Origin of the sequence: Geobacillus stearothermophilus ATCC 12980, from assembly GCF_030369615.1 — a bacterium.
GTDB classification, from domain to species: domain Bacteria; phylum Bacillota; class Bacilli; order Bacillales; family Anoxybacillaceae; genus Geobacillus; species Geobacillus stearothermophilus.
Genome location: NZ_CP128494.1, coordinates 842,015 through 858,218 on the forward strand (window position 1 = coordinate 842,015; position 16,204 = coordinate 858,218).

13 protein-coding genes and 3 pseudogenes are annotated in these 16,204 nt (G+C 53.5%); 14 read left to right on the plus strand and 2 right to left on the minus strand.

The genetic code is table 11. The annotated features are described in order from the left end of the window. Positions 1-227: 227 nt before the first annotated feature. The 10 genes and pseudogenes from QSJ10_RS04565 to QSJ10_RS04610 all read left to right on the plus strand — a co-directional run bounded on the left by QSJ10_RS04565 (position 228) and on the right by QSJ10_RS04610 (position 10,711). The gene (locus QSJ10_RS04565) at positions 228-3,080 is read left to right on the plus strand and encodes a 2-oxoglutarate dehydrogenase E1 component (RefSeq protein ID WP_049625282.1); all 2,853 of its coding nucleotides are present in this window, start codon (positions 228-230) and stop codon (positions 3,078-3,080) included. Positions 3,081-3,111: 31 nt separating this feature from the next. Then, positions 3,112-4,380, plus strand: coding sequence for a 2-oxoglutarate dehydrogenase complex dihydrolipoyllysine-residue succinyltransferase (odhB, locus tag QSJ10_RS04570; RefSeq protein ID WP_049625286.1), 1,269 nt, complete (start codon positions 3,112-3,114; stop codon positions 4,378-4,380). 257 nt (positions 4,381-4,637) lie between these two features. Further along, positions 4,638-4,859, plus strand: a complete 222-nt coding sequence (locus tag QSJ10_RS04575; protein ID WP_015374317.1) for a hypothetical protein — start codon at positions 4,638-4,640, stop codon at positions 4,857-4,859. A gap of 103 nt (positions 4,860-4,962) precedes the next feature. Then, on the plus strand, positions 4,963-5,748 hold the full coding sequence (locus QSJ10_RS04580) for an SDR family oxidoreductase (protein WP_015374318.1): 786 nt from the start codon (positions 4,963-4,965) through the stop codon (positions 5,746-5,748). Positions 5,749-5,846: 98 nt separating this feature from the next. Further along, a complete protein-coding gene (locus QSJ10_RS04585) occupies positions 5,847-6,713 on the plus strand; it encodes an NAD(P)-dependent oxidoreductase (RefSeq protein WP_033016253.1) in 867 nt (288 codons plus the stop codon). Between the two features lie 175 nt (positions 6,714-6,888). Next, positions 6,889-8,073, plus strand: a pseudogene (locus tag QSJ10_RS04590) (acyl-CoA dehydrogenase); the annotation flags it as partial. 96 nt (positions 8,074-8,169) lie between these two features. Further along, positions 8,170-8,385 (plus strand): AMP-binding enzyme, encoded by a 216-nt coding sequence (locus QSJ10_RS04595; protein WP_434543314.1) that lies wholly within the window; start codon positions 8,170-8,172, stop codon positions 8,383-8,385. A 92-nt stretch (positions 8,386-8,477) separates the two neighbouring features. Beyond that, a complete protein-coding gene (locus QSJ10_RS04600; RefSeq protein WP_033016252.1) occupies positions 8,478-9,062 on the plus strand; it encodes a TetR/AcrR family transcriptional regulator in 585 nt (194 codons plus the stop codon). 98 nt (positions 9,063-9,160) lie between these two features. Next, the gene (locus QSJ10_RS04605) at positions 9,161-10,219 is read left to right on the plus strand and encodes a phosphotransferase family protein (protein WP_053532148.1); all 1,059 of its coding nucleotides are present in this window, start codon (positions 9,161-9,163) and stop codon (positions 10,217-10,219) included. 9 nt (positions 10,220-10,228) lie between these two features. Further along, positions 10,229-10,711: a 2-phosphosulfolactate phosphatase gene (locus QSJ10_RS04610; RefSeq protein WP_080985687.1), complete on the plus strand. Its 483-nt coding sequence runs from the start codon at positions 10,229-10,231 to the stop codon at positions 10,709-10,711. Positions 10,712-10,947: 236 nt separating this feature from the next. Here the strand turns inward: QSJ10_RS04610 and QSJ10_RS04615 are convergent, their stop codons facing one another. Together QSJ10_RS04615 and QSJ10_RS04620 are read right to left on the minus strand one after the other, a co-directional pair. Beyond that, on the minus strand, positions 10,948-12,105 hold the full coding sequence (locus QSJ10_RS04615) for an aminotransferase A (protein ID WP_049624554.1): 1,158 nt from the start codon (positions 12,103-12,105) through the stop codon (positions 10,948-10,950). A gap of 153 nt (positions 12,106-12,258) precedes the next feature. Then, positions 12,259-12,486, minus strand: a complete 228-nt coding sequence (locus QSJ10_RS04620) for an IDEAL domain-containing protein (RefSeq protein ID WP_033016247.1) — start codon at positions 12,484-12,486, stop codon at positions 12,259-12,261. 195 nt (positions 12,487-12,681) lie between these two features. On the opposite strand from QSJ10_RS04620, the pseudogene corA reads away from it, so the two are divergent. From corA to QSJ10_RS04640, 4 genes and pseudogenes are all read left to right on the plus strand, one after another. Then, positions 12,682-13,675 (plus strand): annotated as a pseudogene (gene corA, locus QSJ10_RS04625) (magnesium/cobalt transporter CorA). Between the two features lie 76 nt (positions 13,676-13,751). Continuing rightward, entirely contained in the window at positions 13,752-14,402 is a 651-nt protein-coding gene (locus QSJ10_RS04630) for a glycoside hydrolase domain-containing protein (protein ID WP_033016244.1), read from the plus strand. A gap of 134 nt (positions 14,403-14,536) precedes the next feature. Then, positions 14,537-14,656, plus strand: a pseudogene (locus QSJ10_RS04635) (transposase); the annotation flags it as partial. A 124-nt stretch (positions 14,657-14,780) separates the two neighbouring features. Further along, on the plus strand, positions 14,781-16,202 hold the full coding sequence (locus QSJ10_RS04640) for a sensor domain-containing diguanylate cyclase (RefSeq protein ID WP_230847088.1): 1,422 nt from the start codon (positions 14,781-14,783) through the stop codon (positions 16,200-16,202). The last annotated feature ends 2 nt before the right edge of the window (positions 16,203-16,204 follow it).

The window sequence follows — 16,204 nt, forward strand, 5'->3', positions numbered from 1 at the left end:
TGTCCCGCCGTCGTGCAGTCACGATCTTTTTTTTGTATTCATACAATAGTGAAATTTTTTCAGCTTCTTCGTCGATTTTAGTGGGCGATAGTGCTAAAATAAACATTGAAAACGTTTATACTTTTATTTTGCTGTACGTTTGGGGATGCTGGCAGCGAAATGAGGACTTTCATGCATAGCTGTTTCCAGCCCGAACGATGCGAAAACAAGGTGGAGGTTTTTTCAAGATGGCAAAACAGACGAACTACGCTCAACCGTGGAGCCAGTTTTACGGGCCGAACCTCGGTTATGTCATCGACATGTATGAACAGTACCTCGATGACCCTAACAGCATCGACCTGGAACTGAAACAATTGTTCGAACAGTGGGGGGCGCCGGTTTTGGAAGAACCGGTTTCTTCTGCGGATGACGAGGCGGCCAAAACGCATCAAACGTTCCGGCTGCCGGAGACGCCGACGATTTTCAGCAAGCTTGTCGCTGCCGTCAAGCTGGCGGACAGCATTCGCCATTACGGCCATCTGGCTGCTGATACGAATCCGCTTGTCAAAAAGGAGAAAGAGCTGCGCCGCTTGGAGCTTGACGAATACGATTTAACGGAAGAGGATTTAAAGCGCATTCCGGTCGCGTTTCTTTGTCCCCACGCTCCGGCGCATGTCAAAAACGGCTGGGACGCCATCTTGCATTTGCGCAAAATTTACACGGACAAAATCGCGTTTGAATTCTCGCAAGTACATAATCTAGAAGAAAGGAACTGGCTCATCCAGCAAATTGAGTCCGGAGCGTACTATCCGAGCCTGGCGAACAAAGAGCGGGTTGCTTTGTTGCGCCGCCTGACGGAAGTGGAAGGGTTTGAAAAGTTCATCCACCGGACGTATGTCGGGCAAAAACGGTTTTCGATCGAAGGGCTTGATTCCATGGTGCCGCTTTTGGATGAGCTCGTCCGCCAAGCGATCGAACATGAAATCGACGCCGTCAACATCGGCATGGCGCACCGCGGCCGGCTGAATGTGCTTGCCCATGTGCTCGGCAAGCCGTACGAAATGATTTTCGCCGAGTTTCAGCATGCAGAGAGCAAAAACTTTATTCCATCTGAAGGAGCGGTGGCCATCACCTACGGATGGACGGGCGACGTGAAATACCATTTGGGGGCGGCGCGCCGCCTTCGCAATAAAAGCGTGCATACGATGCGGATTACGCTCGCTAACAACCCAAGCCATCTCGAAGTGGTCAATCCGGTTGTGCTTGGCTACACGCGCGCCGCGCAAGAAGATCGGACAAAACCAGGCGTGCCGGTGCAAAATACTGATGCGTCGTTTGCCATCTTGATTCACGGCGATGCCGCGTTCCCGGGACAAGGGATCGTCGCGGAAACGCTCAACTTAAGCCAGCTGCGCGGCTATACGACCGGCGGGACGATCCATATCATCGCCAACAACATGATTGGCTTTACGACGGAGAGTTACGATTCACGCTCGACGACGTATGCTTCCGATATGGCGAAAGGGTTTGAGGTGCCGATTGTGCACGTCAATGCCGACGACCCGGAGGCTTGTTTGGCGGCCGCATGCTTGGCGTTTGCCTACCGCCAGCGGTTTAAAAAAGACTTTGTCATTGACCTAATCGGTTACCGCCGTTTCGGTCATAATGAAATGGATGAGCCGATGGCGACGAACCCGACGATGTACGCGATCATCAACCAACATCCGACCGTACGCCGGCTGTATGCGCAAAAATTGATGGAAAAAGGGATCATCACCGAGCGGGAAGTCGACGAAATGGAGCAAGAGGTGGCGGAACGGCTGAAAATCGCCTACGAGCGGGTGCCGAAAAACGAAGACGAGCTTGATTTCATCATGGATCCGCCCAAACCGGTCGTCGATCGGCTGCCGGAAGTGAAAACAAGCGTGGCGAAAGACGTGCTCCATCGGGTGAACGAAGAATTGTTGCAGTTTCCGGACGGATTCAACGTCTTTAACAAGCTTGAGCGCATTTTAAAACGGCGAAGCGGCGTGTTTGCGCAAAACGGCAAAGTCGATTGGGCGCACGCGGAAATTTTGGCGTTCGCCACGATTTTGCAAGACGGCGTGCCGATCCGCTTGACCGGGCAAGATTCGCAGCGCGGCACGTTTGCGCAGCGCCATTTGGTGCTCCATGACGTGAAAACCGGTAAAGAGTATGTGCCGCTTCACCACATCAGCGGCGCCAAAGCGTCGTTTGTCGTGTACAACAGCCCGCTGACGGAAGCCGCCGTGCTCGGCTATGAATACGGATACAACGTTTACGCGCCGGAGACGCTCGTGCTTTGGGAAGCGCAATTTGGCGACTTCGCCAACATGGCGCAAGTGATGTTTGATCAATTCATTTCATCCGGCCGGGCGAAATGGGGGCAAAAATCCGGGCTTGTCATGCTCTTGCCGCACGGCTACGAAGGGCAAGGCCCTGAACATTCAAGCGGCCGCGTCGAGCGCTTTTTGCAGCTGGCGGCGGAAAACAACTGGACGGTTGCCAACTTATCGACGGCCGCGCAATATTTCCATATTTTGCGGCGGCAGGCGGCGCTGTTGACAAGAGAAGAAGTGCGTCCGCTCATCATTATGACGCCAAAAAGCTTGCTCCGCCATCCGCTGGCGGCGTCGGATGCGGAAGCGTTCGTTGACGGCGCGTTCTCGCCGGTGCTCGAACAGCCGGGATTGGGCGCTGACGCTGGCAAAGTGGAACGCATCGTGTTTGGCACCGGAAAATTGATGATCGATTTGGCGGAACAAATCGGCAAAATGGAAGGTCTTGACTGGCTGCATATCGTGCGCATTGAAGAGCTGTATCCGTTCCCGGAAGAAGCGGTGAGAGACATCATCGCCCGCTATCCGAACGTCAAAGAGCTCGTCTGGGTGCAAGAAGAACCGAAAAACATGGGGGCATGGCTGTATATGGAACCGCGCCTGCGGGCGTTGGCTCCAGAGGGTGTCGATGTCAGCTACATTGGGCGGCGCCGGCGGGCCAGCCCGGCGGAAGGCGATCCGGTCGTCCACCGAAAAGAGCAAGAGCGCATCATCCGCTGTGCATTGACGAAGCATGAATGATGACTACGGAACATTTGAGGAGGGCATCAATGTGGCCGAGATCAAAGTCCCAGAGTTAGCAGAATCCATCACGGAGGGAACGATCGCCCAATGGCTGAAAAAACCGGGCGACTACGTGGAAAAAGGAGAATCGATTTGCGAGCTTGAAACGGATAAAGTGAACGTGGAAATTATGGCGGAAGAGTCAGGTGTTTTGCAACAGCTGCTTGCCAATAAAGGCGATACGGTTGCGGTCGGTCAAGCGATCGCCATTATCGGAGAAGGAACGGCGTCGGCACCGCCTGCACCAGAGAAGGCGCTGCAGCTGGCCGAGGAACCAAAACCGGCTGTGCCGGTCGACCGTGCTGAGCAGCCAGCGCCGCAGCCGGTTGCGGTTGCCCAAGCGCCAGGCCAACGACCGATTGCTTCGCCGGCTGCTCGGAAAATGGCACGTGAAAAAGGGATCGACTTGACGCAAGTGCCGACCGTTGATCCGCTTGGACGCGTGCGCAAACAAGACGTCGCCTCGTTTGCCGCCCAGCCGGCCGCCGCTCCGCAGCCGGCTCCGCAAGCCGCGCCGACGTCGACGCCGGCCGCCGTTCCAACCGCTGAGGCCGGCAAGCCGGTCATCCGCGAAAAAATGTCGCGCCGTCGGCAAACGATCGCCAAACGGCTGCTGGAAGTGACGCAAACGACCGCGATGTTGACGACATTTAACGAAATTGACATGTCGGCGGTCATCGATTTGCGCAAGCGGAAAAAAGATAAATTTTTCGAAGAGCATGACGTCCGCCTTGGCTTTATGTCGTTTTTCGTCAAAGCGGCTGTCGCGGCGCTGAAAAAATATCCGTACGTCAACGCGGAGATCCAAGGCGATGAGATTTTGCTGAAAAAATATTACGATATCGGCGTTGCCGTATCGACGGATGAAGGGCTTGTCGTTCCGGTTGTGCGCGACTGCGACCGGAAAAACTTCGCCGAAATTGAGCGCGACATTGCCGAATTGGCGGCGAAAGCACGCAGCAATAAGTTGTCGCTTGCGGATTTGCAAGGCGGCACGTTTACGATCACAAACGGCGGCGTCTTCGGCTCGCTTCTGTCGACTCCGCTTCTCAACGGCCCGCAAGTCGGCATTTTAGGGATGCATTCGATCAAACTGCGCCCGGTCGCCATCGACGAAGAGCGGATCGAAAACCGGCCGATGATGTATGTTGCTTTGTCGTACGACCATCGCATTATCGATGGCAAAGAGGCCGTCGGGTTCTTGAAAACGGTGAAAGACTTGATCGAAAATCCGGAAGACTTATTGTTGGAAAGCTAACCAAGGCAGGAACAGGGGATGTCCCAAAAGGATCGGGACACCCTCTTTCGTTTCTATATATACACCGACCGCTTCTTCCGCACTATATTTTGTGTCTATACTGAAGACAGATAGCCTTTTGGGTCAGCCCCTTTTTTGGAAAAGAACAAAAAGAAAAGTGCAGTCACCTGTTTTTGAAGGAAAGCGCGATTCGGAACCGAAAAGGCATGATTGCGCGATGCGGTGGTACACTACAAGCAAAAAGGAGGGAACCATTGATGCCGGAACGCGGACGAAACGACCATCCACATTCCTTTCACCGTGACGGCGCCCGCGAAAGCATCATCAACGATGCAACTGCCGACGGCGCCAAGGCAATCGGTGTACGGATTGACGCCGATCCGATGCGGGCGGCCAACCCTGACCCGTTTCACGTCGACTCCCTTGCTGTCGAGGAAGGAATGAAGCGATTTCGCTCTCTCATGGAAGGAAAAAAGTGATTCGCCCAGCGGATCGCTTTTTTCGTGAACGAAAAAAGAAGGAAAACGGCGAACAAACGCGAATATTGTTTACTTAATATGACTATTTTTCGGGGGGATGGCAATGGAGTACGGATTAGCCGGAAAAACGGCATTGGTCGCCGCCTCAAGCCAAGGGCTCGGCAAAGCGGTCGCCCGGGCGCTTGTGCTCGAAGGAGCAAACGTGATGATCACGAGCCGGAACGAAGAAAAGCTGCAGGAAGCAGCCGAGGAGTTGAATGGGCTGCATAAGGGACGCGTCGCCTACACGCGTGCAGATGTGACGAAGGCGGAAGACATCCGCCAGCTGGTCGCCAAAACGGTCGAAACGTTTGGGACGATCGATTTGCTCGTCAACAACGCCGGCGGCCCTCCGGCGGGAACGTTTGAAACGGTGAGCGACGAAGACTGGCAATATGCGTTTGAGCTCAATTTATTGAGCTACATTCGGCTGATTCGTGAAGCGCTGCCATATTTAAAGAAAAACGGCGGCAAAATTGTCAACATCGCTTCGTCATCGATCAAAGAACCGATTCCGGGCTTGATTTTGTCGAACACGTTTCGCACCGGGATTGTCGGGCTGACGAAAACGTTGGCGACGGAATTCGCGCGGGACAACATTTTGATCAACACCGTCGCTCCCGGGCGGATTGCGACAGAACGCGTCGCCTTTTTAGATAAGGTGAACGCCGAAAAGCTTGGCATTACAAAAGAGGAAATGGAAGCGCGCATGAAAAGCGCCATTCCACTCGGCCGCTACGGGACGCCGGAAGAATTTGCGAACGTCGTCGTCTTTCTATTGTCTGAAGCGAACTCGTACGTCACCGGACAAGCGTTGATCGTCGACGGCGGCATGGTCAAAGCGATTTAACGATTTTCGAAAGAAGCCTCCGCTGCTAAGCGAAGCGCAGGTGGTGACCAGATCGCTGGGCGCTTGCGGCCAAACGGACAAGAAGGGAGAGGACAGCGTTGAAAACGATCGGGTTTATCGGCCTTGGCGTCATGGGGAAAAGCATGGCGCGCCACTTGCTGAAGGCGGGCTATCCGCTTCTAGCTTATACACGCACAAAAGAAAAGGCGGAAGACTTGCTTCAGGAAGGAGCAGTTTGGAAGGAAACGGTTGCTGATTTGGCGCGGGAGGCGGATGTCGTCATGACGATGGTTGGCGATCCTCATGATGTCGAGCAAGTGTATTTCGGCGAGGGCGGCATTTTGGAGAATGCGCGGCCGGGAACATATGTCATCGATATGACGACGTCAACGCCGACGCTCGCGCAATCGATTTACGAGGCGGCCAAGCAAAAGGGCATCCATGCTTTGGACGCCCCGGTGTCCGGCGGCGACATCGGCGCGCGCGAAGGAACGTTGACGATTATGGTCGGCGGTGATGAGGACGTCTTTTTGGCGTGCAAGCCGATTCTCGAGCGGCTTGGCACGAACATCGTGCGGCAAGGAGGAGCTGGAGCCGGCCAGCATACGAAAATGTGCAACCAAATTGCCATCGCCACCAATATGATCGGCGTTTGCGAGGCCATGGCGTATGCGAAGCGGGCTGGTCTTGATCCATTCAAAGTGTTGGAAAGCATCGCCAAAGGGGCAGCCGGCAGCTGGTCGCTGAGCAACTTGGCGCCGCGCATGTTGTCAGGAGATTTTGCTCCGGGGTTTTACGTCAAGCATTTCATTAAAGATATGAAAATTGCGCTTGAGGAAGCCGAGCGGATGAACTTGCCGCTGCCAGGCCTGGCGCTCGCCAAACAACTGTACGAAGAGTTGGCGCAAGCCGGTGAGGAAAACAGCGGCACGCAAGCGCTATACAAGCGGTATGTTAAGGCGTAATCGGGGCGGTTGTTCGCCCCTTTTTTATCTTCTCTGTCTTCTCAGCGAAGCAGGGGAGATGGGAAGCGCAAATCCGGATGTATTTATCGAAAAATATTGAATATTACCTCTGGTAGAGATATAGTAAAAATAGAAACAACATACCGACCGGTTAGTATAAAAGGGAGGGGAGCATATGGACTTTTCTTATTCACCAAAAGTGAAAGAGTTGATCAAAAAATTAAGCGCTTTCATGTAGGATTACATTTATCCGAACGAGAGGGTGTATGAGGAGCAGCTGAACGCACAAGAGTCGAGATGGTCGGGCGTGCCGCCGATCATCGAAGAATGAAAGGAAAAGGCGAAAAAAGAAGGGCTTTGGAATTTATTTTTGCCAGACAGCGAATACGGCGCGGGATTAACGAATGTGGAGTACGCGCCGCTTTGCGAAATAATGGGCCGCTCGCTCATCTCCCCGGAAGTGTTCAACTGCAATGCGCCCGATACGGGCAATATGGAAGTGCTCGTCCGCTATGGCACAGAGGAGCAAAAGAAAAAGTGGCTTATCCCGCTCTTGAACGGAGAAATCCGCTCGTGCTTTTCGATGACGGAGCCGGATGTCGCGTCGAGCGATGCGACGAACATTCGCGCTTCCATCGTCCGCGACGGGGACGAATACGTCATCAACGGGCGGAAATGGTGGTCGTCCGGTGCCGGCGACCCGCGCTGCAAAGTCGCCATCGTGATGGGAAAAACGAACCCCGATGCGCCAAAACATGAGCAGCAGTCGATGATCATCGTTCCGCTTGATACGCCGGGGGTGAAAATCGAACGGATGCTGCCGGTGTTCGGCTTTAACCATGCGCCGCACGGGCATGCGGAGATTACGTATGACAACGTGCGAGTGCCGAAAGAGAACATCATTTGGGGAGAAGGGAAAGGGTTTGCCATCGCCCAAGGGCGGCTTGGTCCGGGACGGATCCACCATTGCATGCGCTTGATTGGAGCGGCGGAGCGGGCGCTTGAGCTTATGTGCCGGCGCGTGCAGTCGCGGGTGGCGTTCGGCAAGCGGCTTGCGGACCATGGCGTCATTCGCGATTGGATGGCTCAGTCGCGCATTGAGATCGAGCAGGCGCGCTTGCTGACGCTAAAGGCGGCGTACATGATGGATACGGTCGGCAACAAAGCGGCGCGCAAAGAAATTGCCATGATTAAAGTTGTCGCTCCGAATGTCGCCTTAAAAGTGATCGACCGCGCCATTCAGGCGTTCGGCGCCGCCGGGGTGAGCAACGATTTTCCGCTTGCTGCCATGTGGGCGAACTCGCGCACGCTCCGTCTGGCCGATGGGCCGGATGAGGTGCATAAAGAGCAAGTTGCCAAAGATCTGATCATCGCCGGCGGCTATAACATTTATCCGCGTGAAATCGAAGAAGTGCTGTACGAACATCCAGCGGTGAAAGAGGCGGCGGCAGTTGGTGTGCCTGATCCATACCGAGGTGAAACGGTGAAGGCGATCATCGTCCTGAAAGAGGGGATGCAAGCAAGTGAGGAAGAGATCATCGCCCATTGCCGAAAAAACTTAACGGCGTACAAAGTGCCGCGCATTGTCGAGTTCCGTGCCGAACTGCCGAAGACGAACGTCGGGAAAATTTTGCGCCGCGCCTTGCGTGAAGAGGCGTCCCGCCCGCAATAACAGAGGGCTTTCGGACAAGTCCAAAGCAGGCTTGGCCGTTTTATGGTACAATAGCTGGAAGCGACTACATTTTAGGCAAGAGGTGTAAAAACATGAAGGAGAAAATTATGGCTGCCAGCATTGAGCTGTTTGAACAAAATGGGTTCAGCGAAACATCGATCCAAGACATCGTTGACGCCCTCGGGGTGACAAAAGGGACGTTTTATTACTATTTTACAAGCAAAGAAGAACTGTTGATGGATATTCACCTTCGCTACATTGAAAGGCTGCTTGACGAAGAGGAGCGCATTATAAGCGATAAACGGCGCTCGGTGCGGGAAAAGCTGTATGATATTATCTTCATGCTCATTCATAATGTCGAACGGCAAGGAAGGGAAGCTCGCATTTTTTTTCGTGAAATGAAGCATTTGAATGAGGAGCATTTACAGAAAGTAAAAGAAAAGCGCGATTTGTTCCGCTATCGGCTGCAGTCGTTGATTGAGGAAGGAATGAAAAGCGGTGAACTGCGCTGCGATTTGTCGCCATCGATCGCCACGCTTACCGTTCTTGGGGCGGCCAATTGGAGCTACCAATGGTTTCGTCCGGACGTAGAGCTGACCGATGCCGAGGTGGCGAAGCAGATGGTGGAGATCCTGCTTGATGGCATGAGCGCGCCGTCTGTCTCGAAAGCCGAGTGAAAAGAGAGACAAACAAGTTTGATCCGAGGTGTGTCGATGGATGCTGTTCGTGCGGCGGCAATGGCGCGTTTGAATTGTTGACCAAGGGGGAGAGGGAGATGACAGCGATTATTCTAGTGCGCAAGGGGGAAGAACTGCCGGCAGGGAAGCTGGCCAAGTTTTTGCGCACGGTGCTGCCGGACATGCCGGATAGGGAGCTCGAGATCCAGCAATTTTCCGCCGGCCGGTCGAATTTGACGTATTTGCTCCGCTGTGGGGAGTGGGAGGCGGTGCTGCGCCGGCCGCTGTTTGGCCCGGTGCCGCCGAAAGCGCATGATATGAAGCGGGAGAGCACGTGGCTTTCTGAAATCCATCCGCTGTTCCCGCTCGCCCCGAAACCATTCTATTTTTGTGAAGACGAATCGGTGATCGGCAGTCCGTTTTTCGTCATGGAGCGGCGCCATGGTGTTGTGTTTGACAGTGATTTTCCAGATGACATTCATCCGACGGAAGACGTCTGCCGCGGCATTTCCGAGACGATGGTCGAAACGCTTGTACAAATTCATCAAATTGACTATACGAAAACACGGCTCGTGCAGATGGTGAAGCCGGATGGATTTATGGAACGGCAAGTGCACGGATGGATCCAGCGCTATGAGCGGGCCAAGACGGATGATATTCCGGAAGCCGAGGCGCTGATGAAGTGGCTCGCTTCTCATATTCCACCGCAGCGCGAAGCAACCGTAATCCATTACGATTTTAAGCTGAATAACGCTTTGTTTGCCAAAGACGACATCACCAAAATGGTTGGGCTGTTTGATTGGGAGATGTCGACGGTCGGGGATCCGCTTGCCGATTTGGCGGTGGCCATGAGTTATTGGATTGAGGAAGACGATCCTCCACTCATTAAAAGTGGGTTTGGCCGCGCGCCGGTCACCGTCCGTCCCGGTTTTTATACGCGCGAACAGTTTATTGAGGCATATGACAAAAAAAGTAGACGTGATGTGTCCGATATACACGTTTATTTAACGTTTGCCTACTTTAAATTAGCGGTCATTTGCCAGCAAATTTATTACCGCTACCGCCGCGGCCAGACGAACGATGAGCGGTTTCGCCATTTTGGCCAGTTTGTCGAAGCGCTCATTGAGCATGCATGGCAGCTGGCGACAGGACGGTGAGGCGGCGTGATGACAAAAGTGCATGTCGTGCTGCGCAAAGAAGACATTGATGAGATGGCGCTTGCTGATCGAAAGGTGGCTGTCGTGTTCGATGTTTTGCTTGCCACCTCGTCGATTACAGCAGTTCTCGCTGCCGGCGCTCGTTCGGTGATCCCGGTGCGCGATGCCGAGGAGGCCAAGGAGATCGCGCTTCGCTTGCCAGAGGGCAGCTGTGAGCTCGTCGGCGAATACGAAGGGCGGACGATCGTCGGCTTTCATCCGCCCGCGCCGCTGTTTTTGCAGACGGTATGCCCGGAGAAAACGGTCGTTTTGTCGACGACAAACGAAAAGCGGGCGTTGTACGAACAAAGTTTGCGGGAATTGCTCGCGTGGGTGCAGGAAGGAAGCCTGAAGCTGATGATCGGCGGCGTCTACCCGCTTGAGCAGGCTTCTGAAGTGCATCGGCTGTTGCAGGGGCGGAAAACGCATGGCAAGCTATTGCTTGTGCCATAAGTAAAGAAGAAGGGGCTGACCCAAAAGGCTGTCTGCTTTCAGGGTAGACACAAAATATAGTGCGGAAGAATCGGTCAGTGCGTATATATAGAGACGAAAGAGGGTGTCCCGATCCTTTTGGGCCCCCCTTTTCTTGTATATTCCCCTAAAGCCAATGGTGAACAAAAGTCGAAAGAAAAGCAGCCTTTTTCTTATGGGGGCATGGCGGTCTAAGCCAATATGATTTTTGAAAACCATTACGGTCTGCGGCGCTTCGTTTGGATATACCGCTCGAGCCGGTCGAGCCCTTCTTTGAGCACATCGAGCGAATAAGCGTACGACAGGCGGACATGGCCTTCACCGTATTCGGAAAAGGCGCTGCCGGGAACGAGGGCGACGCCGGCGTTTTCGACGACATCGAGGGCAAAATCAAACGAAGACATGCCAAAGGCGGCGATTGACGGAAACAAGTAAAAGGCTCCATCCGGCTTCTCAACCGGCAACCCCATGGCGGTGAGACGATGATAGGCATACTCAAGCCGTTCGGCGTAAGCGGCGCGCATCGCCTCGGCGTCGTGTTTGCCGGCGGTCAGCGCCTCCACCGCTGCTTTTTGGCTGATCGATGACGTGCACGAGACGCTGTATTGGTGCACTTTCACCATTTGTTCAACGGCGAACGCTGGAGCGAAGACAAACCCGATGCGCCAACCGGTCATGGAGTGCGATTTGCTTAAACCGTTGATGACGATCGTCTGCTCCGGCAGCCACTCGGCGATCGAGTGATGGCGGCCGCGATAGACGAGCTCGCTGTAAATTTCATCGGAAACGATCCAAATCGGCCGTCCTTTCAAAAGGGAAGCGATGTTCTCAAGTTCTTCGGCTGACAGCGCCGTCCCGGTTGGATTGGATGGGTATGGAAGAACGAGGCAGCGCGTCTTTTCCGTCAAATAAGGCGCAATGAGCTCAGCCGACAGACGGAAACCGTTTGGCCTTGTGTCGATGTATACCGGTTTCGCCCCGCACAGGCGAATGAGTGGTTCATAGCCGGGATAGACTGGTGCGGGAAGAAGCACTTCTGTCCCTTCTTCTAAAATGGTGCGAAACGTAATATCAAGCGCCTGGCTGGCGCCGACGGTGGCGATGACTTCATCCGGCGTGTAGCGAAGGCCGTACTTGTCAGCGACGAATTGGCAAGCCGCCTGGCGCAGTTCCAGCAGGCCGGCGTTCACTGTATACGTCGTGAAATCGGCGGCGATCGCCTCCTGAGCGGCTGCTTTGACATGATCGGGTGTTGGGAAATCAGGCTGGCCGATCGTCAAGGAAACAAGTCCCGGCCGGTCGGCGACAAGGTTGAAAAATTGGCGGATGCCTGATAACTGAATGGCTTGAACACGTGGTTGAATGAGGTGTTTCACGGTTGTCCACCTTTCTTTTTTGTTTCTATTGTACCATTGGCGAGGAAAACGAAAAAACAAAAACGAGCCCCTTTCTGTCCGGATTGTTCCCACAAACGGAAATGGGGCTCACTTGGTCATCGACGATTCACTTTCCAACTTCGTTCGCTCCTTTTACGCGCCGTATTTTTTCAACAGGTCGTTATATTGGGTGGAAAGCTTGAAAAACAACGGCTTGTTGCCGGCCGCGAGCGCTTCATCAATTTGTTCCATCAGTTTTTTTCTTTGAAACTGGAAGATCGCTTCTTTCAGCACTTGTTCGGCCATCGGCCCGTAGCTGCTTTTTTCTTCCGGCTGGTTGAACAAAACGGCGCCTTCATTCGGGTATTGTTTTTCGTACATGATTCAGTCCCTCCCATATGGGAACGAAACAGTTCCCTTTCTTATATTATCGTCGTTTTTGATGCTAATGTAAAGAAAATTTAGATAAATATTTTTTGTCAATTTTTTCTCTACATGATTTTTATACCCGTTTTTTGTTGGGACTTAACAGTTTTTCGGTTATGATAAGAGGAGAACAAGGCAAAGGTGATGGCAATGATTCGCACGTGTGTCGTGACAAAAGAATTTGAGATTTTGTATGATGTTGACGTAACGCTTGTCAACAGCCCGGACGTCTCATGGTATTGGGTTGACTTTCATGAGCCGACGGATGAGGAATCGGCGCTGCTCGCCTCCTTTTTCCGTTTTCACCCACTGGCGATTGAAGACTGTCTCGAATATGTGCAGCGGCCGAAGCTCGATTTTTATGACCGCTACTTGTTTGTTGTGCTTCATGCCATTGCCGGGATGACGCTGGAGGCTGAGGAAGTCGATTTGTTTGTCGGGCAAAATTTCATCGTTTCGTTTCATAAGTCGGCCATTCACGCGGTCGATGAGGTGTGGGAGCGATTGAAGCATGAAGAAGATGTTCAGCAGGGGCCGTTTCACGTCATGTACCGGCTGATCGACAAGCTTGTGGATGATTATTTTCCACCGCTTTACCATATTGAAGACGTGCTGAACGATTTAGAGGAGAATACGAACAATGAACCGATTCACGACATTATTGAAAAAGTGTTTGACATCCGCGGCGATTTATCGAAGCTGCGCCGAACGATCGTGCCGATGCCGCGACTTGTTGTACCGCATCATCCATTCCGACCGGCTGCAGCGCATGAAAGAACGGCAGCTGTACTTTCATGACATTTATGATCATTTGCTGAAGCTGTCGGAAATGATTGAGACAAACCGAGAAATTACCGCGGATATCCGTGACAGCTATTTATCGCTCAACTCGAATCGAATGAACAATATTATGATGACATTTACAGCCATTACGACCATTTTCATGCCGCTCTCCTTTATTGCCGGCATTTATGGGATGAACTTTGATTATATGCCTGAATTGCACTGGAAGTACGGATACTTTGTTGTATTGGCTGCCATGGCGGTGATCGGCATGACGATGTTCGTCTGGTTTAAGCGCAACGGCTGGTTTCAGTTGTTGAAAGGCGACTGGGCGAAGGAGGAGCGGGAGCGCCGCCAGTAGCCGTATAAAACGGGCTGTTCCCCTCATATATATAATTACATAATGACGGCAGCGTAAGCGCGAAGGAGGGGAACCGATGGCAAGAGGAGTGTGGGGCGTCGACTCGGCGCAAGCCGTAACGGATCAGCTGTTTCAATGCGTGCGGACGGAGCTTGGCTATCCGAAATTTTGGGGCCGTTATTTGTCGGAAGTGCCGAACGTGTCCGAAGGGTTGACACGCGACGAGATCGCCCGCATCCGCAGCTATGGCGTGAAGGTGCTGCCGATTTATAACGCCTTCCGCGAAGCGGTCGGCTATGCGAACGGTCAGGTGGCGGCGCGCAACGCGGTGTTCCATGCGCGGCGGCTCGGCATTCCGAAAAATAAACTGCTGTTTGCCAATATCGAAGACTTTTTCGCTGTGGATGCCGCTTGGATCGCTGCTTGGGTGGAAACGCTCTATCCGACCGGATACCGGCCGGGGCTGTACGCGGACCCGACGAAAGGGGATTTCGCCGTTGCCTATTGCGAGGCGGTCAGCCGGAACAACCAAGTGGCGGTGCAGGCGGTCATTTGGAGCGCCGCACCAAGGCCGGGAACGACGAAAGAGCAGAAAGCGCCGCGCTATCAGCCGGCTGCCCCGCCTTGCAGCGCGAATGTCTGGGTGTGGCAGTACGGGCGTGATGCAGAAGTCTGCCCGATTGACACGAATTTAGCTGACCGACGCCTATTGGACTTTTTGTATTGAACAAAGCCGTTGCAAAAAGGCAGCGGCTTTTTTATGCGGCTGGGAAATTGTTGGCTGTTGCGCGTCTTTTCTTTTAATTTTTTTGCGGCTCTTCACCACAAGTTGTACTTGAGATTTTAAGATAGGTATGCATAGGGAAAATAGAGGGGACAAATAACAAGATCAAGCTGATGAAACGGCGGGGATACGGATACAGAAATATCCAGCGTTTTGCATGGCGGGTCCGTCTAGAAACAGCTAACATACTTTCATGACAGGTGCAAGTACAACTTTTGGTGATGAACCTTTTTTGCTTGGATCGATTATATTAGTAATAGAAAAAAAGGAGGATGTCAGTCGGTTGGGGAAAACGGAACGATGATCGAAAGGAGAGGGAATATGGATCGATCTGTCGCCTCACTGTTGGACCGCATCCATGAACAATACGAACGATGGAGGACGGGATCGCCGCTTGACGGTGTGGAATTGGCCCGATTTTTCAATGCTGTCGGCCGGACGGCGGCGGTGATTGGCCTTAGCGACATCGCTGCTGAAGCAGAGCGGCTCATTCACCGGTTGAACGGCCAAACGGAACGGCAATGGACAGCGGAGGAGGCGCTGATGGAGATGGTTCCTCTCCTTCGCTGCTTCTATGAAGCCGGGGAAGCGGCTTCTGCCACCATTCCCTCTTCGCACCGCCAAGGGCCGAAAGCAGCTATTCTCCTCTGTGGAAATGATCCCCTGTTTTTTGCTTACGTCCGCGGCGCCCTGCAAACCGTGCCATGGCGTTTCACGACGATTCCCTCCCTTGAGCAGGCGGCCGCGTCGATGTTTCGTCTCAGCCCGGATTGCATCATCGTCAGCGTGAAGGAGGGAGAGTGGGAGAATCCGGACTTGACGGTTTTGCTTGAGCGCGCCGGACAGCGCCCCTATCTTCCTGTTGTCATTGTGAGGAGAGACGAGGGCAAAGAGGGGCGGTTGAAAGGTTATGAGCTTGGCGCGGATGATGTCATCACCACCCCAGCGGCAGATGAGCTGTTCGTTCGCGTTCGCCGGCTCATTGAAAAAAAACGAAAAATCGATGACCTTGTGCTCATTGACGAATTGACAGGTATGTATAACCGGAAGTATTTGCCGCGGGTATACGCCCGCCTTCGGAGCGACCTCGAGCGTTACGGAGCGCCAAGCTGTTTGGCGTTGCTTGATTTGGACCATTTCAAACAAGTCAATGACCGTTTCGGCCACCTTGCAGGCGATGCGGTATTGCAAAAGCTGGCTGCCTTTTTGCGCCAACATACACGTGGAGTGGATACCGTCGTTCGCTTTGGGGGCGAAGAGTTTGTCGTTTGGCTGGCCAAAACGTCCAAAAGCGAGGCTCGTGCAGTGCTTGAGCGGCTGCAACGCCAGTTCGCCGCCGAAAAAATCGCGGCGGATGGCGCACTTCTATCATGTACGTTTTCCGCCGGCCTGGTTGAGTGTGATGAACCGGATCGGCCGCTTGACTATTGGCTGCGTCTGGCCGACAAGGCGCTGTATGCGGCGAAACGAGGCGGTGGCAATCGGATCAAAGAGGCGGCGCGTGAGAAAAGCGGTTCTTCGGATGAGGCCCCAAGCCAAGCATCAACGGATCGGCGGCGATGGGCGATTGCCATCGTAGACGACGATGAACTCGTGCGGATGATGATTGCTGATCTTGTCCGCAAGCTCGTCAATGAGCAGGGGAGGAAAGCGGACATTTACGAGTTTGGCACGGCCTTTCGTTTCTCGAATCTCCGTTTTATCAAAGCGGGCGGCAATCTGTCGTCATTTTGGATCGGGTGATG